Below are 24998 nucleotides of genomic sequence, written 5' to 3'. Positions count from 1 at the left end.
GGTAGGAAAACTGGCGTCTCGGGCCGGAACCGCAGGATGGTCCCGGCAACCGCGAGGTCAGATCGATTCCAGCGCTACGCCGGAAGGAGTGAGTTTCGCTTTGACGTCGGCCGGACGCCCGCGTGCGTGCAGGCTGGTGGACGTCATCGATTCAGAGATTTCCTCGCCGTCGGCACCCGCTCCATAGATCGCGCGAACTGCTTCCGTGGTCAGCTCCTCCGGCCTGCCGTCAAAGACGACCTTACCGGCTGCCATGCCGATGATGCGCTCACAATAATTGCGTGCTGTGTCGAGCGTGTGAAGGTTGGTGACCACCGTGATACCTTCCTGCTCGTTGATGTCCTTGAGCGCATCCATGACGATCTGGGCATTGAGCGGATCGAGCGAGGCGATTGGTTCGTCAGCGAGGATAAGCTTCGGCGATTGCATCAGCGCCCGAGCGATCGCCACCCGCTGCTGCTGGCCACCAGAAAGCGCCTCGGCCCGCTTCGGCGCGTTCTCGGCGACGCCGAGCCGTTCGAGGATCGAGATCGCCCTGAGGATGTCCTCGCGTGGAAACAGGTTGAACATGGTTGCGAACGTCGAACGCATGTTGAGTGTCCCGTGCAGCACGTTGGACACAACGTCGAGACGCGGGACCAGGTTGAACTGTTGGAAGATCATGGCGCAATCGCGCTGCCAGCTGCGCAGTTCGCGCCCGGTCAGCGTCGAGACCGGACGTCCGTGATGGGATATTACTCCGCCGCTGACGCCGGTCAGTCGGTTGATCATTCTCAGAAGGGTCGACTTGCCGGCGCCGGAGCGGCCGATGATACCGACCATCTGCCCCTCGGGAATAGACAGGGTCACTGAGTCAACAGCGGTGTTGGCGCCAAAGCGGCGGGTCACATCGGTCAATTCAAGCATAAGCAAATCCCCATGGGTCACGGCGGGTTTCGTGACTTTCGAGGATTGGACTAGCCCAGCCGTATGAAGGGCCGATGTCGGTTTGATGTCAGTTTTGTTACGATCCACAGCTGCCCGTCCGGATATGTCAAAACCCTTTGTTTTCCTTGTTTTTCCGGCTTGCGCTCAGGCCCCGGTCATGACCCTATGGCTGCATCTGGTGCCTGCATTGTGCGGGAGAATCGGGAATCCGGTGCAATTCCGGAACGTGCCCAACGCTGTGACGGGGACGGCAAGCGCAAGACGCCACTGGGAAATCCGGGAAGGCGCGCCTGCCGGCGGAACCGAAGTCAGAAGACCGGCCAGATGTCATAGCCTTGCCGCGCATGGACAGCGCGGCGGGTTTTCACGGATTGTTGGGGATCAGACAATGCCGAAGACATCAATGCTGGCTGCAGCACAACCATTCACAACAGGTGAACGTGACGCCGTTTACAAGGCCATCTTCACGCGCCGCGACGTGCGCGACCAGTTCCTTCCGGAGCCGATACCGAATGATGTGCTCCGGCGGCTGCTTGAAGCCGCGCACAACGCGCCGTCGGTTGGCTTCATGCAGCCCTGGAACTTCATCACCATCAGGAATCAGACCGTTCGCGATCGGGTCGCCGATGCCTTTGCCCGCGCCAATGAGGAAGCCGCGGCCATGTTTACCGGGGAGCGGCAGTCCAGGTACAAGTTCCTGAAACTCGAAGGCATCCGCAAGGCGCCGCTCAACATCTGCGTCACCTGCGACCGGGACCGCGGCGGCGATGTGGTCTTGGGCCGCACCCACAATTCGAGCATGGATCTCTACAGCACCGTCTGCGCGGTGCAGAATCTCTGGCTCGCAGCCCGCGCCGAGGGCATCGGCATGGGGTGGGTCAGCATCTTTCGCGATGCGGACCTCAAGGCCATTCTCGGCATCCCTGAGCGGATCGAGATCGTCGCCTATCTTTGTCTGGGCTATGTCGACGAGCTCTACGAACGGCCCGAACTGGAGGTCAAAGGCTGGAACCGCAGGCTGCCACTCGATGAGCTGATTTTCGAGGAGTGCTGGCAGGGAGAGGTCTAACCTCCGTGCCGCTCGAGAAACTCTTCAGCCGGCAATGTCCGGAAATCCCTGAGCGCCGCATGTAGCTTCTCATGCTCCCAGTCCCACCAGGCGAGTGCATCAAGCCGGCTGGCGATAGCGTCGGAAAAGCGCTGCCGGATGGTTCGCGCCGGCACGCCGACGGCGATGGCGAAATCGGCCACGTCCTTGGTCACCACCGCGTTCGCGCCGATGCTGGCGCCGTTACCGATTGTTACCCCGGGCATCACCACGGCGCCGTGGCCGATCCAGGTGTCGTGGCCAATCGTGATCCCCTGGCCTGCGCGCCAGTCGAAGAAGTCCTGGTCGTCGCTCTCGCCTTCGAAGTACCATGCCGAGCGGTAGCTGAAGTGATGCAGCGAGGCGCGCTCCATCGGGTGCATGCTGGCATAGATCCGCACATGGGAGGCTATGTTGGCGAACTTGCCGATTTTTGCATAGGCGATCTGGGTATTCTCGACGCAGTAGGAGTAGTCGCCCATGGTTGAATGGGACACCGTGCAATTGGCCCCGACTTCGGTGTAGCGTCCGAGCGTCGAGTCAACGATTTTCGCGGTAGAATGCACCAGAGGCGTTTCCGACAATCTGGTCATGCCGCGGACTTTCCAGCGGCAAAGGCCGAGACGTCGATGACATGGTCGGCTACCGCGTTGCGGACATCGTGATCGTGGAAAATCCCCAGAAGCGCCGCACCCTCCGCCTTCTTGCGGGCGATGAGATCGATGACGACCGCACGGTTCGCCGCATCAAGCGACGCCGTCGGCTCATCGAGTAGCAGGATCGGATGATCGGTGATGAAGCCGCGGGCGATGTTGACCCGCTGTTGCTCGCCGCCCGAAAACGTCGCCGGCGGCAGCGACCAGAGTTTTTCCGGAAGGTTGAGTTCGGCAAAAAGATCCTGCGCCCGCTCATGGGCGACATCCTGCGCCACGCCCCGGATCAGCAGAGGCTCCGCCGCCACATCCAGCGCCGAGACACGCGGCACCGCGCGCAGGAACTGGCTGACATAGCCGATCGTGTCGCGCCGGATTTCGAGCACCGTTCGCGGGGATGCGCTGGCGACATCGACATGGCGGCCATGGTGTTGCACCAAGATCTGGCCGCTGTCGGTGCCGTAATTGCCGTAGAGCATTTTCAGGATCGAGCTCTTGCCGACGCCCGACGGGCCGCCAAGCACCGCGCAGGACCCGGCCTTCAGCGAAAACGAGACATTGGCGACCACCGGCAGTTCGACACCGCCGCGCATGTGCATGATGAAGGTTTTTCGAACTTCCGAAGCGACAAGGAGCGTGTGCATGATTCAGACCTGCAGGATCGAGGAAACGAGAAGCTGGGTGTAGGGCGCGCGCGGATCGTCAAGCACCCGGTCGGTGAGGCCCGCCTCGATCACCCGGCCCTCTTTCATCACGATCATCCGGTCAGACAGAAGCCGGGCCACGGCGAGATCGTGGGTGACGACGATGACGGCGAGGCCGAGATCGGAGACAAGCCCGCGCAACAGGTCGAGAAGCCGAGCCTGAACCGAGACATCTAGACCGCCGGTGGGTTCATCCATGAACACCAGCCGCGGTTCGGTCACTAGGTTGCGGGCGATCTGCAGCCGTTGCCGCATGCCGCCGGAGAAGGTGCGCGGCTGGTCGTCAACCCGGTCCTCGTCGATCTCGACCCGCGACAGCCATTCAATCGCGGTGTTGCGGATGTTGCCGTAATGCCGGTTCCCCACCGCCATCAGCCGCTCGCCGACATTGGCGCCGGCCGAGACCGTCATCCGCAAGCCGTCGATCGGGTTCTGGTGCACGAAGCCCCAGTCGGTGCGCATAAGGTAGCGCCGCTCGGCCTCGGCCATCTTGTAGATGTCGGCAGTCGCGCCGTCGCGCATCCGGTAGTGGACCGTGCCGCAGGTCGGCGTCAGCCGCGAGGAAATGCAGTTGAGCAGCGTCGTCTTGCCGGAGCCGGATTCGCCGACGATCGCCAGCACTTCGCCCGGCCACAGGTCGAAGCTGACATCGGCGCAGCCGATGCGCTTGCCGTAGACCCGGGTCAGGCCCTCGACGCTGAGCAGCGGCTTGACCGGCGCCGGAATGCCGGCCGCGGCAAGCGCTTCAAGTGTGTCGGAATGGCTCATCGAATTGCCTCCTTTTCGGCGCCCGCGTCATCGCCGGCCCCCGGACTTTCGCCAAGCAGCGCTCCGCGGTGCCCATCAGCCTGGCGGCTTTCGCAATGGTGGGTGTCGGAGCAGACGAACATCCGCCCGCCCTTGTCGTCGAGCACCACCTCGTCGAGATAGACCTCGACGGCGCCGCACATGGCGCAGGGCTGATCGAAATGCTGGATCTCGAAAGGATGATCCTCGAAATCGAGGCTCACAACCTCGGTGTGCGGCGGGATCGCGTAGATCCGCTTCTCGCGGCCTGCGCCGAACAGCTGCAGCGCCTCGGACTGGTGCATTTTCGGATTGTCGAATTTCGGCGTCGGCGACGGGTCCATCACGTAGCGCCCCTCGACCTTGACCGGGTAGGCATAGGTCGTGGCGATGTGACCGTTGCGGGCGATGTCCTCGTAGAGCTTGACGTGCATCAGGCCATACTCCTCGAGCGCATGCATCTTGCGGGTCTCGGTCTCGCGCGGCTCGAGGAACCGCAACGGCTCCGGGATCGGCACCTGGTAGACCAGCACCTGGCCTTGGGTCAGCGGCGTTTCCGGAATGCGGTGACGAGTCTGGATGATCGTTGCATCCGGCGTCGCGGTCGTCGTTGCAACGCCTGCGGTCTTGGCGAAGAAGGCCCGGATCGACACGGCGTTGGTGGTGTCGTCGGCGCCCTGGTCGATGACCTTGAGTACATCGTCAGGACCTATGATCGCCGCCGTCACCTGCACTCCGCCGGTGCCCCAGCCATAGGGCATCGGCATCTCGCGGGACGCGAACGGCACCTGGTAGCCGGGCACGGCGATCCCCTTGAGGATAGCCCGGCGGATCATCCGCTTGGTCTGCTCATCGAGATAGGCGAAATTGTAGGTCGCCAGATTCTGCGAACCCTCGTCCTGTGCCAGCGCGTTCATTCCGCAGCCTCCTTTGTGTCGTCCGTTGCGGATGTCTCGCCATCGGCCCTCGCCGCATTGGCGAAATGCTCGGCACGCATGCGCCGCACGAGGTCGAGCTCGGCCTGGAAGTCGACGTAATGCGGCAGCTTGAGATGCTCGACGAAGCCGGTCGCCTGCACATTGTCACAATGCGACAACACGAATTCCTCGTCCTGGGCGGGCGCAACGATGTCCTCGCCGAGTTCGCTCGCCCTGAGCGCCCGGTCGCACAGCGACATTGCCATCGCCTTGCGCTCGGCCTGGCCGAATACCAGGCCATAGCCGCGGGTGAACTGCGGCGGCACCTTGGACGATCCCTGGAACTGGTTGACCATCTGGCACTCGGTCAGCTTGACCCGCCCGATCACCACCGTGAAGCCGAGTTCCGGGATCATCACCTCGACATCGACGTCACCAATGCGGATTTCGCCCACAAACGGGTGGCTGCGCGCATAGCCGCGCTGGGTCGAATAGGCGAGCGCCAGCAGGAAGCCCTCATCGCCCCGCGCAAGCGTCTGCAGCCGCGCGTCCCGACCCATCGGGTATTCGGTCGGCGCCCGCGTGATATCGGCGACCGGCAGCGAGGCATCCGTCACCGGATCGTCCTCGATCAGTCCCTCGTCGCCTAGGATATCGGAGACGCGGATCACACGTTCGTTGCTGTCCTGACTGGTTTCGGGTGCATCCACCGGCGCGTCGCCGGCAAGCACCGGATCGAGCAACCGGTGGGTATAATCGAATGTCGGACCAAGCAGCTGGCCGCCGGGCAGATCCTTGTAGATCGCCGAGATCCGCCGCTCCACAAGCATCTCGCCTGTGTCCATCGGCTCCGAATGACCAAACCGCGGCAGGGTTGTCCGGTAGGCGCGGAGCAGGAACACAGCCTCGATCAGATCGCCGCGGGCCTGCTTGATCGCCAGGGCAGCGAGTTCCGGATCGTAGAGCGAGCCCTCGCCCATCACACGGTCGACGGCAAGCGACAATTGCCCGGCGATCTGCTCGAGCGTCAGCCCCGGCACATTGGCATCGCCACGGCGTCGGGCGGCGAGCAGACGGTGGGCGTTGGCGATGGCGGCTTCGCCGCCCTTGACAGCAACATACATGACTTACGCCTCCCTGCGGACTAGACGGGTGCTGCGCGGCAATGCCGCCACGCAGCCCGGCGCGGCGAGGATCAGGTCGATGCCACGCGGGAAAGTGGCGCGGTTGGCCTGCCACTGCGCTTCGAAATGCTGCGGCATTGGCGCTGGTGCCAGCGATGCCTGACCCTTGATACCGGGACCTCCGAGCGCAAGCGGCACACCTTCGGACAGTGTCGACACCTGCAGGATCACCGTCGTCGACCGGTCGGGAAATTCCTGGGTGCCGAGCGAGAAGCCATTGAGCGCCGAGAGGTTTTGCGGCGCGGCCACGATGGCAAAGGATGCATCGGACGGGTGACTGACAACCGGCGCACCGGTGTGAAACACGATCCAGTCCCTGACTTCGGAACTCTTGGCCATCGCCGCATCCAGCCAGACAGGTGTATCGGCATCGGCCAGTGTTGCAATCAGTGCCGAAGCCGACGCGCAAAGTGGCGGCGGCGGTGTCGTAACCTCTGGCAATGGGTGAACCGAGCCCGGCCGCGACATCGCATCCATCAGCACCCGGAACACCATCTGAGATGAGCATAAGGGATCTGAGAACCCGCCTTCGTAGATCGTGGAATCTTGTGTGGCGGCAGGCATCAGTCTTCCCCTCGCACCATGGTGAAAAAATTGACCCTTGTGGCCGCGGTTTCCTGGCGGATCCTGGCGTCGGCAGCCCTCTCCAGTTGCTCGAGCGGCGCAACGATCTCGCGCTCGACCAGTTCGGCATGGCCAGGGTCCTGGGCCAGCGCATCGATGACGGCGACCAGTTGCGCCTTGCGCGCGTCGCGGCCGCTGATCATAGCGTGCCCCACCTGCCCCGAGCCGATCCTGACCGTCACGCGGGTGGCCGAAACCTCGCCGACATGAAACGGCTGACCGGTGCCGCCCGCGCGGCCCTGAAGCGCCACAAGCCCGGACTCGGGACCGCGCAGCAGTTCAACGGACGGGTCGAGACCGGTCTGCTTCCAGCGAGACACCAGATCCTTGCTCGGCGCTCTGGCAAGCACCGACAGCAGCCTTTGCCGCCTGGCAATATCCGTAGCGACATTGCCGTCCGGCGTTTGGTCCAGCCCATTTCCTGAAAGCGCCATCGAAATCTCCTTATTTGTCTATTTATCTAGACAACCATATCAATTACGATACACTTAAACCGCTCATGTGACGAGCCTGTGACATCACGAAGGGAAACTCCGGTGAAAGCACTGCAGAGACGGACCGGGATCGCGCTCTGGCGGCAGGTTGCCGACCAGATCCGCCAGTCGGTTCTCACCGGACTGGCAGCCAATGAGCGGCTCCCGGCGGAGGCGGAACTGGCCAGCCGATTCGGGGTCAACCGTCACACGGTTCGCTCGGCGATCGCGGCGCTCGAGAAGGAAGGTATCCTGCGCGCCGAGCAGGGCCGCGGCACCTTCCTCAACGACCGCAAGCGCCTGCGTTACCCGATTGGCCAGCGCACCCGCTTTTCCTCGGGCCTGGAGGATCAGGCCCGGACCCGGTCAGGCAGGCTGCTTTCGAGCGAGACCCTGCCCGCTCCGCCCCACATCGCGAAGGCCCTGTCCCTGCCTTCCGGTGCGCCCGTCATCAAGCTCTCGACGCTCTCGACCGCCGACGCCGTACCAATCTCGGCGGCTACCTCCTGGTTTGACGCCAGCCGGTTTGGCGAAATTGCCAGCCTCTACGCAAAGACTGGCTCGATCACCGCCTCGCTGGTCCGCCTCGGAGTGGAGGATTACACCCGCAAGTCAACGGGCGTGGAGGCCCGGCATGCCAGCAGCGAGGATCTCGACCTCCTCGCCCTGTCGCCCGGTGCGATCGTGCTGCTGACCCGCGGAATCGACATCGATCCGGCAGGCAGGCCTGTCCTCTACGGCGAATCCCGGTTTGCCGCCGACCGTGTCGAACTCGTCATCGAGAACCAGGCAGCGGAAACGCCCACCTGATCGAGATCCGGCACCCCTGTCACATTGACCGTCACAAAACTGAGAACTGAATCGTGTCTAAGCCTGCCAGCAGGACGATAGCTCAAAGTTCAGGCGGGCCCCGTGACCACAAATTACCGGACCATTTTTCTTTCCGACATTCACTTGGGTACCCCCGATTGCCAGGCGGAGATACTGATCGACTTCCTGCGCCAGCATGACGCCCCGACCATCTATCTCGTCGGCGATATCGTCGACTGCTGGCGGATGAAGCGCAAAGGATTCTACTGGCCGCAATCCCACAATGACGTGGTTCAGAAACTCTTGCGCAAGGCCCGCAAGGGCACCCGCATCATCTATGTTCCCGGCAATCACGACGAGCTGCTGCGCGAGTATCAGGGCGTTCATTTCGGCGGCATCGAGGTGCGCGAGCGCGATGTGTTCGAGACAGCCGATGGCAGGCGCCTGCTGGTCATCCACGGCGACGAATTCGACATGGTGGTGATGAACCACCGCTGGCTCGCCCATCTGGGCGACATCGCCTACGGCTTCGCGATGTGGACCAACAAGTGGCACAACCGTTCCCGCAAGCTGCTTGGACTGCGCTACTGGTCGTTCTCCCGCTGGGCCAAGCTGAAGGTCAAGAGCGCGGTCAACTTCATTTCGGACTTCGAGGAAGTGCTGGCGGACGAAGCCCGCAAGCACGGCGCCGACGGCGTCATCTGCGGTCACATCCACCACGCCGCCAACGAGATGCGCGGCGGCATCCGCTACATCAACACCGGCGACTGGGTGGAAAGCTGCACGGCCGTGGTCGAGCATTCCGACGGCCGCATGGAGATCATCGACTGGTCGCGACGGATTTCCGAAAAAGCCGGACAGCTGGCGAAGGTCGAACCTCTCAAACAGATCACCGGCACGCGGGACCAGGCGGCATGAAGTCCGCCCCGTCTTCTCCTTTGGAGTCTTGATAAATGACCATGATTGAAGCAACAGCCGTCGGCGCCCGCATCGATGGCGCGGTCGTGCGCAACACAGCCCTGTCCTCCACCGGCATCCTGGAACGGGTGTTCTCCGCCGCGTTTCGCGGCCTCGTCTATCCGCAGATCTGGGAAGATCCGCTCATCGACATGGAGGCGCTTGAGCTCAAATCCACGGACACGCTCGTCACCATCGCTTCAGGCTCCTGCAATGTCATGTCCTACCTGACGGCCAGTCCGGCCGAGATCATCGCCGTCGACCTTTCGCCCGCCCATGTCGCGCTCGGCAAGCTCAAGCTCGCCGCCGCCACCCATCTGCCTGGCCACACGGCGTTCTCCAACATGTTCCGCCATGCCAATCTGAAGACAAATCTGGCACTGTATGACCGTCACATCCGCCCGCATCTCGATGACGAGACGCGCAGATACTGGGACGGACGGGAAATCAACGGCCGCCGACGGGTCAGCCGCTTCACCCGCGGCTTCTACACCACCGGCCTGCTCGGCCGCTTCATCTCGGTCGCCCATGTGCTGGGCAAGCTCTACGGCGTCGATCCGCGCGAGCTGCTGCGGATGGACAGCGTCGAAAAGCAGCGCGAGTTCTTCAACACCCGGATCGCGCCGGTGTTCGACAGCCGCAGCTTCAAGGCGCTGACCTCGCTGCGCGCCTCGCTGTTCGGCCTGGGCATCCCGCCAGCGCAGTATGAAGCTCTCGCCGGCGACTCGACCGACGGGATGATCGGGGCTCTGCGGATCCGCACCGAGCGGCTCGCTTGCGGGTTTCCGCTCAAGGACAATTACTTTGCCTGGCAGGCCTTTGGCCGCGGCTACCAGCCCGGCGAGGCCGCCAGCCTGCCGCCCTATCTCGAAGCCCGCCATTTCGAAACCGTTCGCCGCAATGCCGGCCGCGTGTCCGTCGTCAACGAGAGCATCACCACCCTGCTCGCAGCAAGGCCGGCAGCCTCCGTCGACGCCTTCGTGCTGCTTGACGCCCAGGACTGGATGACCGACGCCCAGCTCTCAGAACTCTGGGCCGAGATCACCCGGACGGCGGCAGCCGGAGCGCGCGTCATCTACCGCACCGCCGCCGCTCCGTCTCCGCTGCCCGGACATGTTCCCGATGGCATTCTCGACAAGTGGAATTACCAGGCTGAGCGCAGTCTGGAGCTCGGCGCACGCGATCGCTCGGCGATTTACGGCGGTTTTCATCTCCACGTAAAGCGCGACCAGGCCGCATGAGCGCCGTCTCCGCCAATGCGTCGGTGATGGATGGCATCTACCGCCACCAGCGCCATATCTACGATCTGACGCGCAAATACTACCTGCTTGGACGCAACGACCTGATCGCGGCGCTGAAACCGCCCGTTGGCGGTTCGGTGCTCGAAATCGGCTGCGGCACCGCGCGCAATCTGCTGCTGGCGGCGCGGCACTACCCCGATGCGCGGCTCTACGGCATCGACATCTCGGCGGAAATGCTCAAGTCCGCCGAGGCGACCATCGCGAAAAACCGCATCGGCGATCGCGTCACCCTGGCCCAGGGCGACGCCACCCGGTTTGACGCGGACGACCTGTTCGCTGTTGGGCGGTTCGACCGGGTGTTCTTTTCCTACAGCCTGTCGATGATCCCCGGCTGGGAAGCTGCGCTCGACCAGGCGATCCAGGCCGTGGCACCCGGAGGCGAATTGCATGTCGTCGATTTCGGCCAACAGACCGCCCTGCCCGGCTGGTTCGGCAGGGGATTGAAAGCCTGGCTCGCCCGTTTTCATGTCACGCCCCGCTCATGCCTCGGCGACGCCATGGCTGCCATCGCGCAGCAGCACCACGGTGAGTTGAGATTTTCGACGCTGTATCGGGATTATGCCCGGATCGGCGCCATCAGGCTGCCGCGGGACTGACCCATTGGAGCGCCGTGCCTCCCAGTGGATCCCCAAAGCACGCTCCAGCACTTTGAAACTAGAGCATCTTGTCTGCGTTCAGACGGTTTCGCCTGAACGCAGGATGCTCTAGCCGGCTCCGCCGACTTCCGACTGGGCAACCGCGACTGATTTCAAGATGGCGAAACAGTCTGCACCGGGCGCAAGCTCAAGCGCCTGTGCCGACCGCCGCGTGATCCGCGCCAGCAGCAGGTCGTCCCCTGCCCTGAGCTGAATGACCGCCCCCGGACCCTCGCCGAGCCGCACCGCGGTCACCGTTGCCGGCAGGATGTTGAGCGCCGACAGGCCCTCGGGCCGTGTTCGTGACAGGATCACGTCCTGCGCCAGAATTCGGATGGACAGACGCGCGCCGAGCGGCGCGTCCACATGCGGCAGGAACAGCGGGCCAGCCGATGCCTCGAGCCGTGTCAGCCCGTCCTCTTCCTGAGTGGCCACGGTTGCATGCAGCGAAGCTCCGGCGGCGCGAATTCCAAGCGCCGGCACATTTTCGGGATCGGAGAGCACTTCGTGAGCCAGGCCGGACCGGACCACCCGTCCCTTGTCCATCAGAACCAGTGTCGTCGCCAGCCGCGCCACTTCCGCCATCGAATGGCTGACATAGAGAACCGGGATATCGGTTTCACCCCGCAACCGCTCGAGATAGGGCAGGATCTCGGCCTTGCGTTCCTCATCCAGTGCTGCAAGCGGTTCATCCATCAGCAGCAGCCGCGGATTTGCCAGGAGCGCCCGGCCGATGGCCACCCGCTGTTTCTCGCCGCCGGACAATCCGGCCGGCCTGCGCTCAAGCAATCCGTCGATGCCGAGCATGCCGACCACGTGATCAAAGCTCTCCCCCGGTCTGCGCGGCGCGAACCAGCGACTGTAAGTGAGGTTCTGCCGCACGCTGAGATGCGGAAACAGACGCCCTTCCTGAAACACGTAGCCCAGACGGCGCTGGTGCACCGGGACCCAGATGCGCCGCTCCGCGTCGAACAGCACGGTCTCCCCCAGCTGGATGCGCCCCGCCTCGGGTCTGATCAGCCCTGCCACGGCATTGATCACCGAGGTCTTGCCCGACCCCGAACGGCCGAACAGTGCGGTCACGCCCGCGGGCGCCTCGAACGCCACGTCGAGAGAGAAATCGCTGAAGCGATGGGTGAAACGGACCGAGAGGCTCATGAACCCGCAATCCTGCGCGCCACGGCCCGCCCGACCCATTCGGACAGCAGCAGCGCCAGAAGCGCGATTGCCACGGCGATCAGCACCAGTTGCGCCGCCTGGGCGTCGCCGCCCGGAACCTGCAGGAAACTGTAGATCGCCGACGGAAGCGTCTGGGTCTGTCCGGGAATGTTGGAGACGAAGGTAATCGTCGCACCGAACTCGCCCATCGCCTTGGCAAAGGCGAGGATCGCCCCGGCAATCACGCCGGGCAGGATCAGCGGCAGGGTGACCGTGACAAACACCCAGCCCCTCGATGCGCCGAGCGTCGACGCCGCCTGTTCGAGCTTCGGATCGACTGCCTCGATGGCCAGCCGGATCGCCCGCACCATCAGCGGAAACGCCATCACCGCAGCCGCCAGTGCAGCACCGGTCCAGCGGAAGGCGAACACCAGTCCAAAAGTGTCTTCGAGGAAACTCCCAACAGCGCCACGCCGGCCGAATGTCAGCAGGAGCAAATATCCAGTCACCACCGGCGGCAGGATCAGAGGCAGATGCACCAGGCCGTTGAGCGCCTGCTTGCCCCAGAATTCACGGCGCGCCAGGACATAGGCCACCGCAACGCCCACCGGCAGGCTCAATGCCGTTGCCCAGAACGACACCTTGAGCGACAGGGTCACCGCGCTCCACTGGTCCGGTGTGAGCCAGTCAGCCATTGCCCTGCCCGAAAAGGGGCGTGAATCCCTGCGCCTTGAACACCTCTTCCGCCGCGGGACTGCTCAGATAGGAAAAAAAATCGTCTGCATCGGGGTCAACGGAGGTCGCCACAATCGCCCCCGGATAGATAATCGGAGCGTGTGAGCCTTCAGGAAACCCGGCCACCACACTGACACCGGCATCGGCCATGGCATCGCTGGCATAGACAATCCCGAATGGCGCTTCGCCGGAGGACACCAGCGCCAGTGCCGCGCGGACATTGTCGGTCTGCGCCACCTTAGAAACGACCCGGTCCCAAAGACCGAGGCTGCTCAGCGCCTGCTTGCCGTAAACCCCTGCCGGTACGGAATCGACCAGCGCCATCGCAAGCCGTCCGTCACCGAGCAATTCTGCCAGATCGGCACCTGCCTCCAGAGCGACATCGGCGGCCTCCCGGCCATGCGCGATCAGCACCAGCCGGTTGCCGAGCAACTCCTTGCGGCTGCCGGTTCGGATCATTTCCGCTGACTCCAGATAGTCCATCCAATCCACCGACGCCGAGATGAAGATGTCGGCAGGTGCGCCCTGCTCGATCTGACGTGCCAGACTGGAGCTGCCCGCATAGGAAATCGTCACGGTCTTGCCGGTTTGCGCGCGCCAGTCCTCGGCGATCTGGTCAAGAACCGTTTTCAGGCTGGCTGCGGCGAACACCAACAGGCCCTCCGCCCGCGCCTGTGCGGGCAAGACCAGCAACCAGGCCAGCACAAGGGCCGCGGCCATCCGGACCAACGAACGGGAAAACATCAGATACGCTCCGGCTCACTCATGTCCAACCGACGTACCAGCGCGGCCCCTGCACTGGCAAGCTTTATGCGGCAGAACGGCCGGCCTCGATCAGCCAGCCGTCAGCGACCGGAAGCGACGCCATCCGCTTCCGGTCGTTTTGCAAGGATGCCCAAGGTCAGCCGAACATGTCTGCGGTAATGCCCGCATACCAGCCCACCGACTCCTCGTAGTTGGCCTTGCGCAGCGCATCCTCCTCATTCATCTGGCTGATGAAACTCTGGGTCGATGCGATCTTGCCGTCTCCGGGCGCATACTGCGCACCGACCTTGATGGCGTCTCCGGTCTCGATCAGGCTCCAGCAGGTATTGGCATATTTCGCCGGGAACACCTTCGATCCGACCAGGTCGCCACGAATGTTCATCGAAGCAACCTTGGCCTGGCTGTTGGCGGAGAAGCCCGATTTCGGCATGTCGCCGGCGATGCAGGCATCTCCGATCACGAAGATCGCCTCGTCGACAGTCGAGCGCATGCTGGCGGCATCGATGGGACAGAAGCCACTGTCATCCGTCAGACCGGCACTGGCGGCGATTTCACCCGCTTTCTGAGCCGGAATCACGTTCATCATCGCCCCCTTGAAAGTATCGAGACCTGTTTCAACGGTGCCGGCATTCACATCGATTCCCTCGATGCCGCCATGCACGTCCGGCCCGTACCATTCGATCATGCCGGGATAGTATTTTTCCCAGCCCTCCTGGAAGACGCCCTGCTTGGAGAATTTCGGCTTCGGATCGAGAATGATCACCTTCGCATCCGTGAGCCCCTTCTCTTTGAGCACATGCGCCATCATCGAAGCCCGTTCATAGGGACCGGGCGGGCAGCGGTAGGGATTGGGCGGAGCCACCATCAGGATCTGCTGTCCGTTCTCGATCGCATCGAGCTTGGCCTTGAGCAATTGCGTCTGCGGCCCTGCCTTCCATGCGTGCGGGGCAATCTCCGACAATTCCTCGGAATAGCCCGCCACCGAATCCCAGATCAGATCGATACCCGGCGAGACCACCAGCCTGTCATAGGGGATCGAGGAGCCGTCAGCCATCGTCACCGTCTTCGCGGCGCGATCGACGCTGCTCGCCCGTCCCGTCACCTTGGTGATGCCGTAGCTCGATTGCAGCGTGTCATAGCTGTGGGTGATCGATTCGAAGCTGCGGTACCCCCCGACATAGAGGTTGGAAAAGAAGCAGGTGGTGAACATTTCCGAATCATCGATCAGCGTGACGTCGATCGCACCGTCCGAATCCTTGGCGATGTAGCGCGCTGCCGTGGCTCCGCCGGCCCCGCCGCCGATGACGACCACACGCGGCTTTCCCTGCGCACGCAAATAGGTTGGAAGCGAAAGCGCCGCGGCACTCGCACCGGCAAACAATCCGAATTGGCGTCTAGTCAGGCCTGTCATGATATCCTCCCGGGTTGCAAATTCTTTCTCGGTTTCTCTTTATTGCGGTTCAAGCGAACTGAAGTAGGCCGCCAGCGCCGCAATTTCCTCGTTCGAGAGGTTTGCGACGCGCAATTTCATCACGTCATTGGAACGCACATTGTTGAGATATTCAAACAGTGAAGTGACAAAGTAATCCTTTGGCAGTCCGACAATCGATGGAATGCCATCGGCATGCCCGGAGGCCTGGTGACAGGTCACGCACTCTCCGGCGAGATACTCGCCATATTCCGGATCGCCGTCCATCTGAAGCACGATATCGGCAAAGCCGCTCACCGGCCCGGAAGTGGAAACTTCCTCGACTGTGGGGTCAGCCGCTGGTGCTTGTTGTGTCGCGGTTTCAAGCCATGAAATCAGCGCCTGGCGATCCGCCGGATCGGCCATGCCCCGGAACGACATGCGGTTGCCCTTGATGAAATCGCGCGGCCTCTCGAGGTACTGGTCGAGTGTTTCCGCGGTCCAGACCAGACCTGCCTCGCCCGCCGCCCGCATGCTTTCGGAATAGCGGAAATCGTCAAGCCCGCCGGCCTTCCGGCCAAACAGCTCATCGAGATGCGGACCGACCTTGTGCTTCGCTCCCTCACCGATTTCATGACAGGTGGCGCAGCGCTTGTAGAGCGTCTCGGGTTCGGCTGCACCCACTCCATGCGGAGACGCGGCCCAGAGCACAATCCCAATGAAAATGGCAGGCACCGATGCGGGCAAACTCGAGATGTGCCAACGGTACCTGCCATATGCTGCCATGTAGTGTCTCCTCCGGGAGTGCCCTCCAGCACGCCCCTTGTATTTCCCGTCAGTCGATACTGCCTCCGGAGTTCTCGTCGCCTTCCCCCTCCGGCGTCACGTCGATGACCTGTGCGCGGGCGGTGATTTCCACCGGACCCGGCTTGCAGTCGGTCATGCACGGCTCGACGCTCTTGGCGTAATGCGGCTCGTCCGCCCGGCCATCCGCAATGAAGTTGGCTTCATTTGGCAACCGCACGGACGCAAAGTTCTCCTTGGAAAGTTCAAACTCTTCATCATCGACCACGTCGTTAAGATACAACAGATAGGCCGTCAGCGCATAGACGTCATCGTCAGACATCGACCGGGCATTGCCGAACGGCATGGCCCGGCGGACATAGTCGAAGACGGTCGACAGATAGGGCCAGTAGGACCCGATCGTCTTTTCGGGACGATCATTGCGAAGTGTATCCTGTCCACCGGCCAGCACAGGCCAGCGGCCGGCACCCTCGCCGAAATCGCCGTGACAGACAGCGCAGTTGTCGGTGTAGATCGGCTCGCCCTGGGCTACGGTGCCGCTCCCTTCGGGAAGGCCGGTCCCATCCGGACGGATATCGATGTCCCAGGCAGCAATTTCCTCGGGAAGTGCCTTGCGACCCAGTCCGAAGGCACCCTGGCTCTTCTCGACGACCATGTCCGCAGCGGGTGCAGGCTCGGGCGGAGCGGCCGCAGCGGCGGTTTCAACAGGTGCTTCACCGGTTTCCGCCGCCGCCGGGGCCGCCGCCGCCTCCTGGGAGAAGGTTCTGAGATACGCGAGCACATTGGCGACTTCGTCATCCTTCTTGAGCCCTGCAAAGGCCATCTTCGTGCCCTTGATCATGCCCTTCGGGTTGGTCAGATACTCGCCCAGCGTCGCCGCATCCCAGACCAGACCGGCGTCACCGGCCTCGATCATCGCCTTGGAGTACTTGTAGCCCTCAGCCGATCCGGCCGCGCGGCCGAAGATCTCGTTCAGCTCGGGGCCGACCTTGTGCTTGGCGCCTTCGCCGACAGCGTGGCAGGCGGCGCATTTCTTGAACACTTTCTGGCCCGCATCGGCGTCACCCTCGGCGAGCGACGGACTGGAAAGCGTGGCGAGCGCCAGAACGGCAAACGCCGCAGACTTAGGAAACTTCAACATTTTCAACCACCCCGTCGTTGTTGACGTGCCATGTCTGGATGCCATTGTTGTGATATATCGAGTTCTCGCCACGCGCCAGGCGCAGCTCGTTCTTGGTCGGCTGAACCAGCCCCTGGTCATCCATGGCACGCGATTGCAGCAACAACTCCGAACCGTCCCAGTTGATGTCGAGATAGAACCGGTGCAGCGCCTTGGGCAGGCTTGGGCCGTCAAGCCGCGCGGTTTGCCAGGTCCGACCGCCGTCGAGCGTGACATCGACGCGTTTGATGGTGCCGTTTCCGGACCAGGCGAGACCCGTGATGACCAGCGGCCCCTTGCCATGGGTTACCGGCGCCTGCGGACTCGGGCTGGTGATGACCGATTTCACGTCCATCACCCAGGTGTGGCGGCGTGCTTTGCCATCGGCGAGAAGGTCGGTGTATTTCGAGGTTTCCTCGCGCTGGGCCCAGGGCTCGTCACCCACTTCCAGACGGCGCAGCCACTTGACCCACATGTTGCCTTCCCAGCCGGGAACGCAGAGCCGGAGCGGATACCCCTGCTCGGGGCGCAGCGCCTCGCCGTTCATCTTGAACGCGACAAGGCAGTCGTCCAGAGCCTTTTCCATCGGGATAGAGCGGGTCATCGCCGAAGCGTCAGCACCCTCGGCAAGCAACCACTTGCCGTTGGTCTTGACGCCGGCCTCTTCCAGCAGATAGCGCAACGGAACACCGGTATAGACCACGCAATGGATCATGCCATGGGTGAACTGACAGCCGTTGAGCTGAGCGCCGCGCCACTCCATGCCGCCATTGGCGGCGCATTCGAGGAAGTAAACGCGGTTTTCGCGCGGGAACCGTTTCAGGTCTTCCATGGTGAAGACGAGAGGCGTGTCGACAAGGCCGTTGATCATCAGCCGGTGATCGGCAGGGTTGATGATCGCGGTGCCGCCATGGTGACGCTCGAAACACAGGCCATTGGGCGTGATGATGCCATCAAGCTCATGCAGCGGTGTGAAATTGATCGAGGAAACCGGATCGGCGGTCAGCCACGGCACATTGCGGCGCACGACATTGGCTTCAAACTCCGAAGGCTTGCCATAGGGCGCGACATCGACACCTTCGCCAAGATAACGGTTCCAGTCCTGGATCTCGGTGATCAGCGGATCGCCCGCCGCCCGCGCGGCACCGGCGCTGGCTGCCACAGCCGCGCCGCCAAGCAGCCCGGCCTTGAGGAAGTCGCGACGCGACGCTGCCTTTTTCGTCGGTTTCGGGTCGGTGATATCTACCATGAGATCCTCCCGGTGTGCTTGTTCAGCATTGTTGTCTCCGTCTTCATCGCCGCGGCGTCATGGCCCGGCCTTTCAGTCGCGATCGGCATCACCGGATCACCCGGACGGCCGCAGCCTCCGGATCCAGCGAAACCACCGATTTCTTGGTGATGTAGTCTTCCATGAGGTCGTAGATCGCAGGACCTTCGACCCCTTCATTGACCGACGCCCAGCCACCGACCACATAAGTCTTGTCCGCTTCAATCAGCTCGCCGCTGCCTGTCAGCCGCATCTCCGAAATCCGGTCACCCATTTCCGCTTCCGGCGCACAGGCGTAGCTGAACCCGCCAACCCGGACCATGTCGCCACCCTGCTGCAGGAACGGGTCCTTGTTGAACAGGTTGTCACAGACATCTTCCATGATGTCCTTGATCTGCGCTCCGGTGAACTCCAACCGATAGACGGAAGGGTAGCTCATCGAGGTTTCACTATAGAGATCGTCAATGGTGATGTCGGAGCCCGGCAGCAGTGTCGTGCCCCAGCGGAAACCGGGCGACAGCGCAATCTGCGTGTCGCGTTCTTCCATGATGCCCTGACAGATCAGGTCATCCCAGGTTCCGTTGAAATTGCCGCGCCGGTAAAGCAGGCTGTCGGTCCGCCCGATCACGCGTTGCGTTTCGGCCTCGTAGGGTGCGCGCACCTCGTCGATCTTGGCTGCCATCTCAGGATCCGGCGTGATGACATCCGAGAAGACCGGGATGAGATTGGAGCTGTAGCCCGCCACCTTGCCATCCTTCACCTCGAGATCGATGCGGCCGAGATACTTGCCGTGCGATCCCGAAGACATCAGAAGCGTGCCGTCGACCTCAAGCGCAAAGGGTGTCGCATCATGGGTGTGGCCGGTGACGATCACGTCCAGCCCGCTGACCGTCGATGCGATCTTGCGGTCGACATCAAAGCCGTTGTGCGAAAGCATGACAACCACCTCGGCGCCTTCGGCGCGGGCGGCGTCGACATTTTCCTGCAGCACTTCGGGACGGATGCCGAAAGACCATTTCGGGAACATCCAGCTTGGGTTGGCAATCGGCGTGTAGGGCATGGCCTGGCCGATGACGGCGACCTTGACCCCGCCCCGCTCGAAATAGGCAGTCGGCTCGAACGCCGGCTCGTCCCACTCGGCGTCAAAGATGTTCGACGCCAGGAACGGGTAGCCCATGGCTTCGATCAGTTCCAGGAAGCGGTCTTCGCCGAAGGTGAATTCCCAGTGCCCGGTCATGGCGTCGGGCTTGAGCAGCTTCATGCACTCGACCATGTCCATGCCGTTGGTCTTCAGCGACGTGTAGGAGCCCTGCCAGGTGTCGCCGCCGTCAAGGAACAGAACCTTGTCGTCACCGCGATCGGCACGGATCGCCTTGACCAGCGTCGCCGTGCGGTCAAGACCGCCGAGCTTGCCATAGGTCCGCGCCAGATCGACATAGTCGACCATTGTGTGCGCGTAGGCGTAAGGGCTGCCTCGCTCGATGTTGAAGTAATCGAGGAATTCCTGCGCCACCAGGTGAGGCGGAACGCCGGCATAGGCGCCAACCCCGATATTGGTGTCCGGCGGCCGGAAGTAGACCGGCTTGAGCTGCGCATGGCAGTCGGTAAAATGCAGCAGCGTCACCTGCCCCTTGGAATCGAACTTGAGCAGGTCGTCCTGCGTCAGCTTCTGCTGCGCCAGCGCGCGCGTGGGGTTCGCCCCCAGCCCGGCGGCGCCGAGCACGAAACCGGCATTCAGGGCATATTGCAGAAAATCTCGCCTGGTATGCATCCCATTCTCCATTTGGGGTGAAAAACGGACAAACGACCTCGCTCCAGCAAATGCCAGAATCCGTATTTTCTTTTATTTTCAATCCGTTAACGCAAAACTCTTCAAGTCGTGTCGATCTGAAGAACGGTGATCGCGTATTGCTCCAGCAGCAAATCTGCTGGCACTGCAGGCCCCGAGGGGCACTTCTGTCAGGGGCTGGAGGCGCCGAAACGCCTCCAGCAAATTCAAGGCCTACTGGCGGACCGACGGGGTTTCGACCGAAAGGCCGGTACCGCGCCATGTCACGTAGGTTTCAAGCGCCATCAAATCGTCCGAGAATGCCTTGGGCTGCTCGGCGCGGGTATCGCGGATACAGCCGCGGAACCGCTGATGAAGCGATGTCAGACCACTCTTCAGACGATAGGTCGGGAACCCGTTGACCTGACCCTGGCTCAGATGGTCAGCGCGGATCATCTTGCCCATTGCTGTTTCGTGGCAGCTGGCGCAGGCGAGGTTCAACTGGCCTGTACGGGTGTAGTAGACGTCCTTGCCCTTTTCCCACCAGCTCTGCATGTCGCCCTGAGAAAGGTCCATCTCCACCGGCATGCCAAGCGACTGATGCTTGATGTAGGCGGTCAGTTCCTGCTGGCCGCCCTTGTTGAAGGGCAGCGCTTCAGCGCCCATCTGCTCGGTCAGGCACTTGTTGATCTGCAGCTCGACATTGATCGGTTTTTGCGAATCGGCATCCCATTTCGGAAACTTCGCGCCAACACCCTTCATGCTCACAGCAGCATCTTCATGACAGGTCGCGCAGGACTTGCCTTCAGTGCCCATGACCGTATTCCACAGCGCCTCGCCATCTTCGACAGCGATCATGCCAGGGTTCTCGAACGAATCACGCGACAAGTCGCGGGTTTCGCTCTCACGGAAAAGCCAGCCCGAATACAGTTCATCGAAGGGATGCCCCTCGGGCGCAGCTGTCCGCGTGATGATTGGCGTGCCATCGATCTCGAGTGTATCGTCCACTGGATCGGCCAAAACCGGACCAGCCCCCGCGAATGTGGCTGCCAACACGACGCCGGCTATCAAAAGTCTTTTCATAACGTTCTCCGTCCTCCCGGGACTTCCCGTTGCAGGAACCTCCCCCGCCCGGGATCCCTCCCAAAGTTACTTGACTTCGATCGGCGCCTCGGCCTCGTAGACCGACCCGTCATCATCGAGCCAGGTGAACTTGAATGTCCCGCTGGTGGGCACCTTGGCGTTGAACTCGAAATAAGGGTTGGCGGAAACTGCCGGATCCAGATCGCATTCGAACACCAGTTGCCCTTCGAAGGTGCAGGTGAACTTGTTGATGATCTGGCGCGGGATGGGGTTGCCATCCTTGTCCTTGCGCTGGCCTGATTCCATCTCGTGGCTGATCAGGGTCTTGATGGTGATCACCTCACCGGCCGAAGCCGACTTGGGCACCTTGATGCGTGGTTTTGATGCCATTTTCGTAAATCCTGTCCTGGCTCAGCCGCCGCAGCCGCCGATGGTTACCTTGACTTCCTTCTTGTCCATGAAGACCGAACCGTCTTTCATCTTCGCAACAGCGATGACGTTCTGGGTCTTGGCAAGTCGGATACGGGTCGTTGCGAGTGCTTCACCGCTCATTTCGGTAAAGTGGAACGTGGCGACGGCCGGGTTCGGGTTTCCATCGGCAAAGATGATGACCGATTCCACCAGATCGTCGCCTTCCATGGCGCTTTCGACAGTGACCGAAACCGGCACGGTATTGCCGTTCTCGGCAATTTCCGGCGTGTTCAGCGAGACCTTGCCTTCGCCGGGGGTAACACCACCGGTGAAGTCCATGACCATCTTTTCAGCATCTTCAGCGGATGCCAGAGCCGGCGAAAACCGTCCGCCGGCCATTGCGAAAGCAGCCGCACCGGCTGTCAGTCCTAAGACATTTCGTCTTGTCAGTTGCATTGGGTTCGAGCTCCTTTGCTCCGGTTTATTCCTTGAGTGTACCGAGATAGGCGACAACATCCTCAACCTGCTGCGCGGTCAGGATCGTCTTGCCGACGAAATCTTTGGCCACATCTTTCCCGGCATCCAGCGAATAGAAGCCGGGCATGACGGTCTCGTCGGTGAAGACGTGCTTCGAATTGACCACGATGGCCCTCAGCATCGGCTCTTCCCAGCGATCTGCCACACCATCAAGCTCGGGCCCGACATTGCCGTGAAACAACTCACCCGCCATATCGGCATTCGCATGGCAGGCCAGGCAATTGCCGAGACGGCGGTTCTTGAAGGCCTCCGCACCGGCAACCGGGTCGCCGGCCACACCGGTCAGCGATACCGCCACGCCGTCATCGGTGAACTCCACCGTCTCGGGCGAAACCTCGCTCGCAATGGCTGCAGTCGACAGCGCAACTGCCGCTATCGCCCCCAGTGTGATTTTCATTCGCCTTGTCATCTGGCGCTCCCTCCTCCAATTGCCCGGACACATTACGTCCGGATCCGCTCCGATTCCAAGATACCCATACTTTGCCGCACAATCAATGCAAAAATATGATTTCTTGAATGTATGACTTGCGGGGATTACTCCGCCTCAAGCCGACCCTGTGCCCGCAATTCGTTAATGATCCGGGCATGGTATTTCTGAAAATGCTCGTCACTGTCGTAGCCTTTCTCGGCTACCCATTTGAACATATTGAGAAATGTCCACTTTCCGAAGGCGCCCGGCATGGTCGCAACCGCAGCTTCGGCGACGGTCATCCCTTCCGGCGCCTCCTCCGGCAGGAACACCAGCGTCGGCGTGAACACATAGCCCCATTTACGTGCCGCGGTCTTCTCTGTCAGCACGTCGCCGTCGAGATCGGTGACTTCCTCATCGCCAAACATGTTGTATTGCACGACCTTGAAGTTCGCCTTGATGAAATCCGAGACTTCAGGGTCTGACAACAGATCCTCGTGCATCTTGGCGCAATAGATGCAGCCGCGCTGTTCGAAGACCATAACCAGCCGCTTGCCCTCGTCCTTCGCGGCCTCGATGTCTTCGGCCACGTCCCGGAATGTCAGGGCAAACCAGTCCTGCTTGTGCAGACCATCCTCGCCGATCTCCGCCGACCAGGCCTGGACGGAAACGGCTACAAGGGCAACAGCTGCAATTATCACGCGTCTGATCATCATGTGTCTCCTATCCAATCGTAGCGAATGCCGGGAACATCTCAAGCAGCCATTGTGCGATCCGTGACATCTGACCGGTCATGAACAGGATACCGGTGATCACCAGAAGTAGGCCCATGGCTTTTTCGATGACAGCCATATGTTTCTTGATTCGGGTCGAAAACCGGATGAAACGGCTCGCGAAAAACCCTGCGATGACAAACGGGATGCCGATTCCGAGTGCGTAGAGCCCGAGCAGAAGCGCCCCCTGCCCCGCACTCTCCTTGGCCGCGGCCATGAACAGGATCGCCGCAAGGATCGGTCCGACGCAGGGTGTCCAGCCGAAGGCAAAAGCCAGCCCCATGACATAGGCGCCAACCATGCCCGCGGGCTTGCGCTCGACCTGAACCCGGGCTTCCCGGTAGAGCAGCGCAAAGCGGAACACCCCGAGAAAATGCAGTCCCATCAACAAGATGAGAACGCCAGCGACAACCGCAAGGATATCGAAATAGCGGGCGACGGATTGACCGATGACGCTGGCGGTCGCGCCAAGAGATACGAAAACGGTGCTGAAACCCAGAACAAAGGCTACGGAGGCCAGCGCGATCCGGCGCGAGGCCACGTTGTCTGCATCCGCATTCTTGACCTCATTGAAGCTCATGCCGGCCAGGTAGGCCAGATACGGCGGCACGATCGGCAGCACGCAGGGCGAGAAGAACGACAACAACCCCGCCAGAAACGCGGCGCCGTACCCGACATCGATCATCAGAAACCCTCCCCCTGGCGCCGACTGCCGGATCTGACCCGCCGGAACCAAACAATTACATGAACCTGGTGCATGCGGGGTCTGCTCCTGCCATATCAATTGCACGAAGCAAACACATTGTTATCCTGCCCCATCGCGCCTCCCGCAAACCGGGGGCAAACCAGAATGCGATTGCAAGATATGCAAAATTGCCTATATATTGCAATCACTATTTTCAAAAGATCGGACCGGCCTCATGAGCACTGTCTATGCCGCTGCACTGGCCCTCGGCCTGGCTCTCTCGACCCCGGTCATGGCCGCCGAAATGATCATGTTCGAGCAAGCCGGCTGCGCCTGGTGCCAGCGCTTCAACGAGGAGATTGCGCCCGCCTGGCCAAAGACCGAGCAGGGACAGCGCGCGCCGCTGCGCCATGTCGACATTCACCAGCCCCTTCCCGAGGATCTCGCGGGCATCCCGATCGAGCGATTTACCCCGACCTTTGTTCTGGTCGAGGACGGCCGGGAGATCGCAAGGTTGCGCGGCTATCCCGGCGATCAGTTCTTCTGGGCGCTTGTCGATGAAATGCTGGCGAAGCTGGAGCAATGACACCCGAACAGTCGGCAGGCCAGAATTTCAACGGGCAGAACATCGCCCTTCTTGCCGGCCAGGCCCGCAAGGCCAGCGACATTCTCAAGGCACTGTCCCATGAAACCCGGCTGCTGATCCTGTGGCTTCTGTCGGAGAATGAAAAAACCGTCTCCGAACTGGAGCACTTGCTGGCGCTGCCGCAAGCGGCGGTCTCGCAACAACTGGCGCGGTTGCGGCTTGATCACCTGGTCAGCACCCGCCGCGAAGGCCGTATCATCCATTACTCGATCACCGACCCCGGCATCTCGGCGGTCGTGACCTCGCTTTACGAACTGCTGTGTGATGCTGATGAGCGCGACGGTTGACACCCAAGCATCGCTTGCGCCCGCACCGGTCACTGCATAAGCTTT

General features: G+C 62.0%; 29 protein-coding genes and 1 riboswitch. Of the genes, 7 read left to right on the top strand and 22 right to left on the bottom strand.

The genetic code is table 11. The annotated features are described in order from the left end of the window. Positions 1–57 precede the first annotated feature (57 nt). Entirely contained in the window at positions 58–906 is an 849-nt protein-coding gene (gene phnC / locus SPHINGO391_RS07545; RefSeq protein ID WP_152008250.1) for a phosphonate ABC transporter ATP-binding protein, read from the bottom strand. A 180-nt stretch (positions 907–1086) separates the two neighbouring features. Next, positions 1087–1267: riboswitch (cobalamin riboswitch) on the top strand. Positions 1268–1315: 48 nt separating this feature from the next. Between phnC and bluB the strand changes: the two genes are divergently transcribed. Further along, a complete protein-coding gene (gene bluB, locus SPHINGO391_RS07540; RefSeq protein WP_152008249.1) occupies positions 1316–1996 on the top strand; it encodes a 5,6-dimethylbenzimidazole synthase in 681 nt (226 codons plus the stop codon). Here the strand turns inward: bluB and SPHINGO391_RS07535 are convergent. Genes SPHINGO391_RS07535 through phnG form a run of 7 tightly spaced genes read right to left on the bottom strand, consistent with a single transcriptional unit; the run spans position 1993 to position 7316 of the window. Continuing rightward, the gene (locus tag SPHINGO391_RS07535) at positions 1993–2607 is read right to left on the bottom strand and encodes a DapH/DapD/GlmU-related protein (RefSeq protein WP_152008248.1); all 615 of its coding nucleotides are present in this window, start codon (positions 2605–2607) and stop codon (positions 1993–1995) included. The two genes, bluB and SPHINGO391_RS07535, sit on opposite strands and share 4 nt — an antisense overlap. Beyond that, positions 2604–3311, bottom strand: a complete 708-nt coding sequence (gene phnL, locus SPHINGO391_RS07530; RefSeq protein WP_152008247.1) for a phosphonate C-P lyase system protein PhnL — start codon at positions 3309–3311, stop codon at positions 2604–2606. The genes SPHINGO391_RS07535 and phnL overlap by 4 nt, the downstream gene beginning before the upstream one ends. Positions 3312–3314: 3 nt before the next feature. Further along, positions 3315–4139 carry a phosphonate C-P lyase system protein PhnK gene (phnK, locus tag SPHINGO391_RS07525; protein WP_152008246.1) on the bottom strand — a complete coding sequence of 275 codons (825 nt, stop codon included), beginning with the start codon at positions 4137–4139 and terminating at the stop codon, positions 3315–3317. Continuing rightward, positions 4136–5074 (bottom strand): alpha-D-ribose 1-methylphosphonate 5-phosphate C-P-lyase PhnJ, encoded by a 939-nt coding sequence (locus SPHINGO391_RS07520; protein ID WP_152008245.1) that lies wholly within the window; start codon positions 5072–5074, stop codon positions 4136–4138. Before SPHINGO391_RS07520 ends, phnK begins: the two co-directional genes overlap by 4 nt. Continuing rightward, positions 5071–6198 (bottom strand): carbon-phosphorus lyase complex subunit PhnI, encoded by a 1128-nt coding sequence (locus SPHINGO391_RS07515; RefSeq protein ID WP_152008244.1) that lies wholly within the window; start codon positions 6196–6198, stop codon positions 5071–5073. The genes SPHINGO391_RS07520 and SPHINGO391_RS07515 overlap by 4 nt, the downstream gene beginning before the upstream one ends. Positions 6199–6201: 3 nt before the next feature. Beyond that, positions 6202–6822 (bottom strand): phosphonate C-P lyase system protein PhnH, encoded by a 621-nt coding sequence (gene phnH / locus SPHINGO391_RS07510; protein WP_152008243.1) that lies wholly within the window; start codon positions 6820–6822, stop codon positions 6202–6204. After that, positions 6822–7316 carry a phosphonate C-P lyase system protein PhnG gene (gene phnG / locus SPHINGO391_RS07505; protein ID WP_152008242.1) on the bottom strand — a complete coding sequence of 165 codons (495 nt, stop codon included), beginning with the start codon at positions 7314–7316 and terminating at the stop codon, positions 6822–6824. The genes phnH and phnG overlap by 1 nt, the downstream gene beginning before the upstream one ends. Positions 7317–7418: 102 nt before the next feature. Between phnG and phnF the strand changes: the two genes are divergently transcribed. From phnF to SPHINGO391_RS07485, 4 genes are all read left to right on the top strand, one after another. Further along, entirely contained in the window at positions 7419–8165 is a 747-nt protein-coding gene (gene phnF, locus SPHINGO391_RS07500; RefSeq protein WP_152008241.1) for a phosphonate metabolism transcriptional regulator PhnF, read from the top strand. Positions 8166–8267: 102 nt separating this feature from the next. Further along, positions 8268–9083 (top strand): UDP-2,3-diacylglucosamine diphosphatase, encoded by an 816-nt coding sequence (locus tag SPHINGO391_RS07495; protein ID WP_152008240.1) that lies wholly within the window; start codon positions 8268–8270, stop codon positions 9081–9083. Between the two features lie 35 nt (positions 9084–9118). Continuing rightward, positions 9119–10363, top strand: coding sequence for a DUF3419 family protein (locus SPHINGO391_RS07490; protein WP_152008239.1), 1245 nt, complete (start codon positions 9119–9121; stop codon positions 10361–10363). Further along, positions 10360–11019 (top strand): class I SAM-dependent methyltransferase, encoded by a 660-nt coding sequence (locus tag SPHINGO391_RS07485; protein WP_152008238.1) that lies wholly within the window; start codon positions 10360–10362, stop codon positions 11017–11019. The genes SPHINGO391_RS07490 and SPHINGO391_RS07485 overlap by 4 nt, the downstream gene beginning before the upstream one ends. Positions 11020–11127: 108 nt before the next feature. Here the strand turns inward: SPHINGO391_RS07485 and modC are convergent, their stop codons facing one another. The 14 genes from modC to SPHINGO391_RS07415 form a co-directional block, all read right to left on the bottom strand. Beyond that, positions 11128–12216 carry a molybdenum ABC transporter ATP-binding protein gene (gene modC, locus SPHINGO391_RS07480; RefSeq protein ID WP_152008237.1) on the bottom strand — a complete coding sequence of 363 codons (1089 nt, stop codon included), beginning with the start codon at positions 12214–12216 and terminating at the stop codon, positions 11128–11130. Continuing rightward, positions 12213–12911: a molybdate ABC transporter permease subunit gene (gene modB / locus SPHINGO391_RS07475; protein WP_152008236.1), complete on the bottom strand. Its 699-nt coding sequence runs from the start codon at positions 12909–12911 to the stop codon at positions 12213–12215. Before modB ends, modC begins: the two co-directional genes overlap by 4 nt. Continuing rightward, positions 12904–13695, bottom strand: a complete 792-nt coding sequence (gene modA, locus SPHINGO391_RS07470) for a molybdate ABC transporter substrate-binding protein (RefSeq protein ID WP_152008235.1) — start codon at positions 13693–13695, stop codon at positions 12904–12906. The genes modB and modA overlap by 8 nt, the downstream gene beginning before the upstream one ends. 157 nt (positions 13696–13852) lie before the next feature. Next, positions 13853–15127: an NAD(P)/FAD-dependent oxidoreductase gene (locus SPHINGO391_RS07465; protein ID WP_152008234.1), complete on the bottom strand. Its 1275-nt coding sequence runs from the start codon at positions 15125–15127 to the stop codon at positions 13853–13855. Between the two features lie 39 nt (positions 15128–15166). Further along, positions 15167–15910, bottom strand: coding sequence for a c-type cytochrome (locus tag SPHINGO391_RS07460; RefSeq protein WP_152008233.1), 744 nt, complete (start codon positions 15908–15910; stop codon positions 15167–15169). A gap of 49 nt (positions 15911–15959) precedes the next feature. Further along, positions 15960–17069: a c-type cytochrome gene (locus SPHINGO391_RS07455; protein WP_152008232.1), complete on the bottom strand. Its 1110-nt coding sequence runs from the start codon at positions 17067–17069 to the stop codon at positions 15960–15962. After that, positions 17053–18336, bottom strand: a complete 1284-nt coding sequence (soxC, locus tag SPHINGO391_RS07450; RefSeq protein WP_152008231.1) for a sulfite dehydrogenase — start codon at positions 18334–18336, stop codon at positions 17053–17055. The genes SPHINGO391_RS07455 and soxC overlap by 17 nt, the downstream gene beginning before the upstream one ends. Before the next feature lie 88 nt (positions 18337–18424). After that, positions 18425–20125, bottom strand: coding sequence for a thiosulfohydrolase SoxB (gene soxB, locus SPHINGO391_RS07445; RefSeq protein WP_152008230.1), 1701 nt, complete (start codon positions 20123–20125; stop codon positions 18425–18427). 231 nt (positions 20126–20356) lie between these two features. Then, the gene (gene soxA / locus SPHINGO391_RS07440) at positions 20357–21205 is read right to left on the bottom strand and encodes a sulfur oxidation c-type cytochrome SoxA (protein ID WP_152008229.1); all 849 of its coding nucleotides are present in this window, start codon (positions 21203–21205) and stop codon (positions 20357–20359) included. Positions 21206–21271: 66 nt separating this feature from the next. Further along, positions 21272–21595 (bottom strand): thiosulfate oxidation carrier complex protein SoxZ, encoded by a 324-nt coding sequence (gene soxZ / locus SPHINGO391_RS07435; protein ID WP_152008228.1) that lies wholly within the window; start codon positions 21593–21595, stop codon positions 21272–21274. 21 nt (positions 21596–21616) lie between these two features. Then, positions 21617–22072 carry a thiosulfate oxidation carrier protein SoxY gene (gene soxY, locus SPHINGO391_RS07430; protein WP_152008227.1) on the bottom strand — a complete coding sequence of 152 codons (456 nt, stop codon included), beginning with the start codon at positions 22070–22072 and terminating at the stop codon, positions 21617–21619. Between the two features lie 25 nt (positions 22073–22097). Then, positions 22098–22550: a sulfur oxidation c-type cytochrome SoxX gene (gene soxX / locus SPHINGO391_RS07425; RefSeq protein WP_152008226.1), complete on the bottom strand. Its 453-nt coding sequence runs from the start codon at positions 22548–22550 to the stop codon at positions 22098–22100. 137 nt (positions 22551–22687) lie between these two features. Beyond that, the gene (locus tag SPHINGO391_RS07420) at positions 22688–23275 is read right to left on the bottom strand and encodes a thioredoxin family protein (RefSeq protein WP_152008225.1); all 588 of its coding nucleotides are present in this window, start codon (positions 23273–23275) and stop codon (positions 22688–22690) included. Positions 23276–23285: 10 nt separating this feature from the next. Then, positions 23286–24020: a cytochrome c biogenesis protein CcdA gene (locus SPHINGO391_RS07415; protein ID WP_152008224.1), complete on the bottom strand. Its 735-nt coding sequence runs from the start codon at positions 24018–24020 to the stop codon at positions 23286–23288. A 235-nt stretch (positions 24021–24255) separates the two neighbouring features. On the opposite strand from SPHINGO391_RS07415, the gene SPHINGO391_RS07410 reads away from it, so the two are divergent. Then, positions 24256–24606, top strand: a complete 351-nt coding sequence (locus tag SPHINGO391_RS07410; RefSeq protein ID WP_152008223.1) for a transcriptional regulator — start codon at positions 24256–24258, stop codon at positions 24604–24606. Then, positions 24603–24953, top strand: coding sequence for a metalloregulator ArsR/SmtB family transcription factor (locus SPHINGO391_RS07405; RefSeq protein WP_152008222.1), 351 nt, complete (start codon positions 24603–24605; stop codon positions 24951–24953). The genes SPHINGO391_RS07410 and SPHINGO391_RS07405 overlap by 4 nt, the downstream gene beginning before the upstream one ends. The last annotated feature ends 45 nt before the right edge of the window (positions 24954–24998 follow it).

It is taken from the genome of Hoeflea sp. EC-HK425 (genome assembly GCF_902498795.1).
In the GTDB taxonomy this organism is placed as follows: Bacteria; Pseudomonadota; Alphaproteobacteria; order Rhizobiales; family Rhizobiaceae; genus Hoeflea; species Hoeflea alexandrii.
Note: the sequence above shows the minus strand (reverse complement) of the source record. Positions and strands in the feature narration are given on the sequence as shown.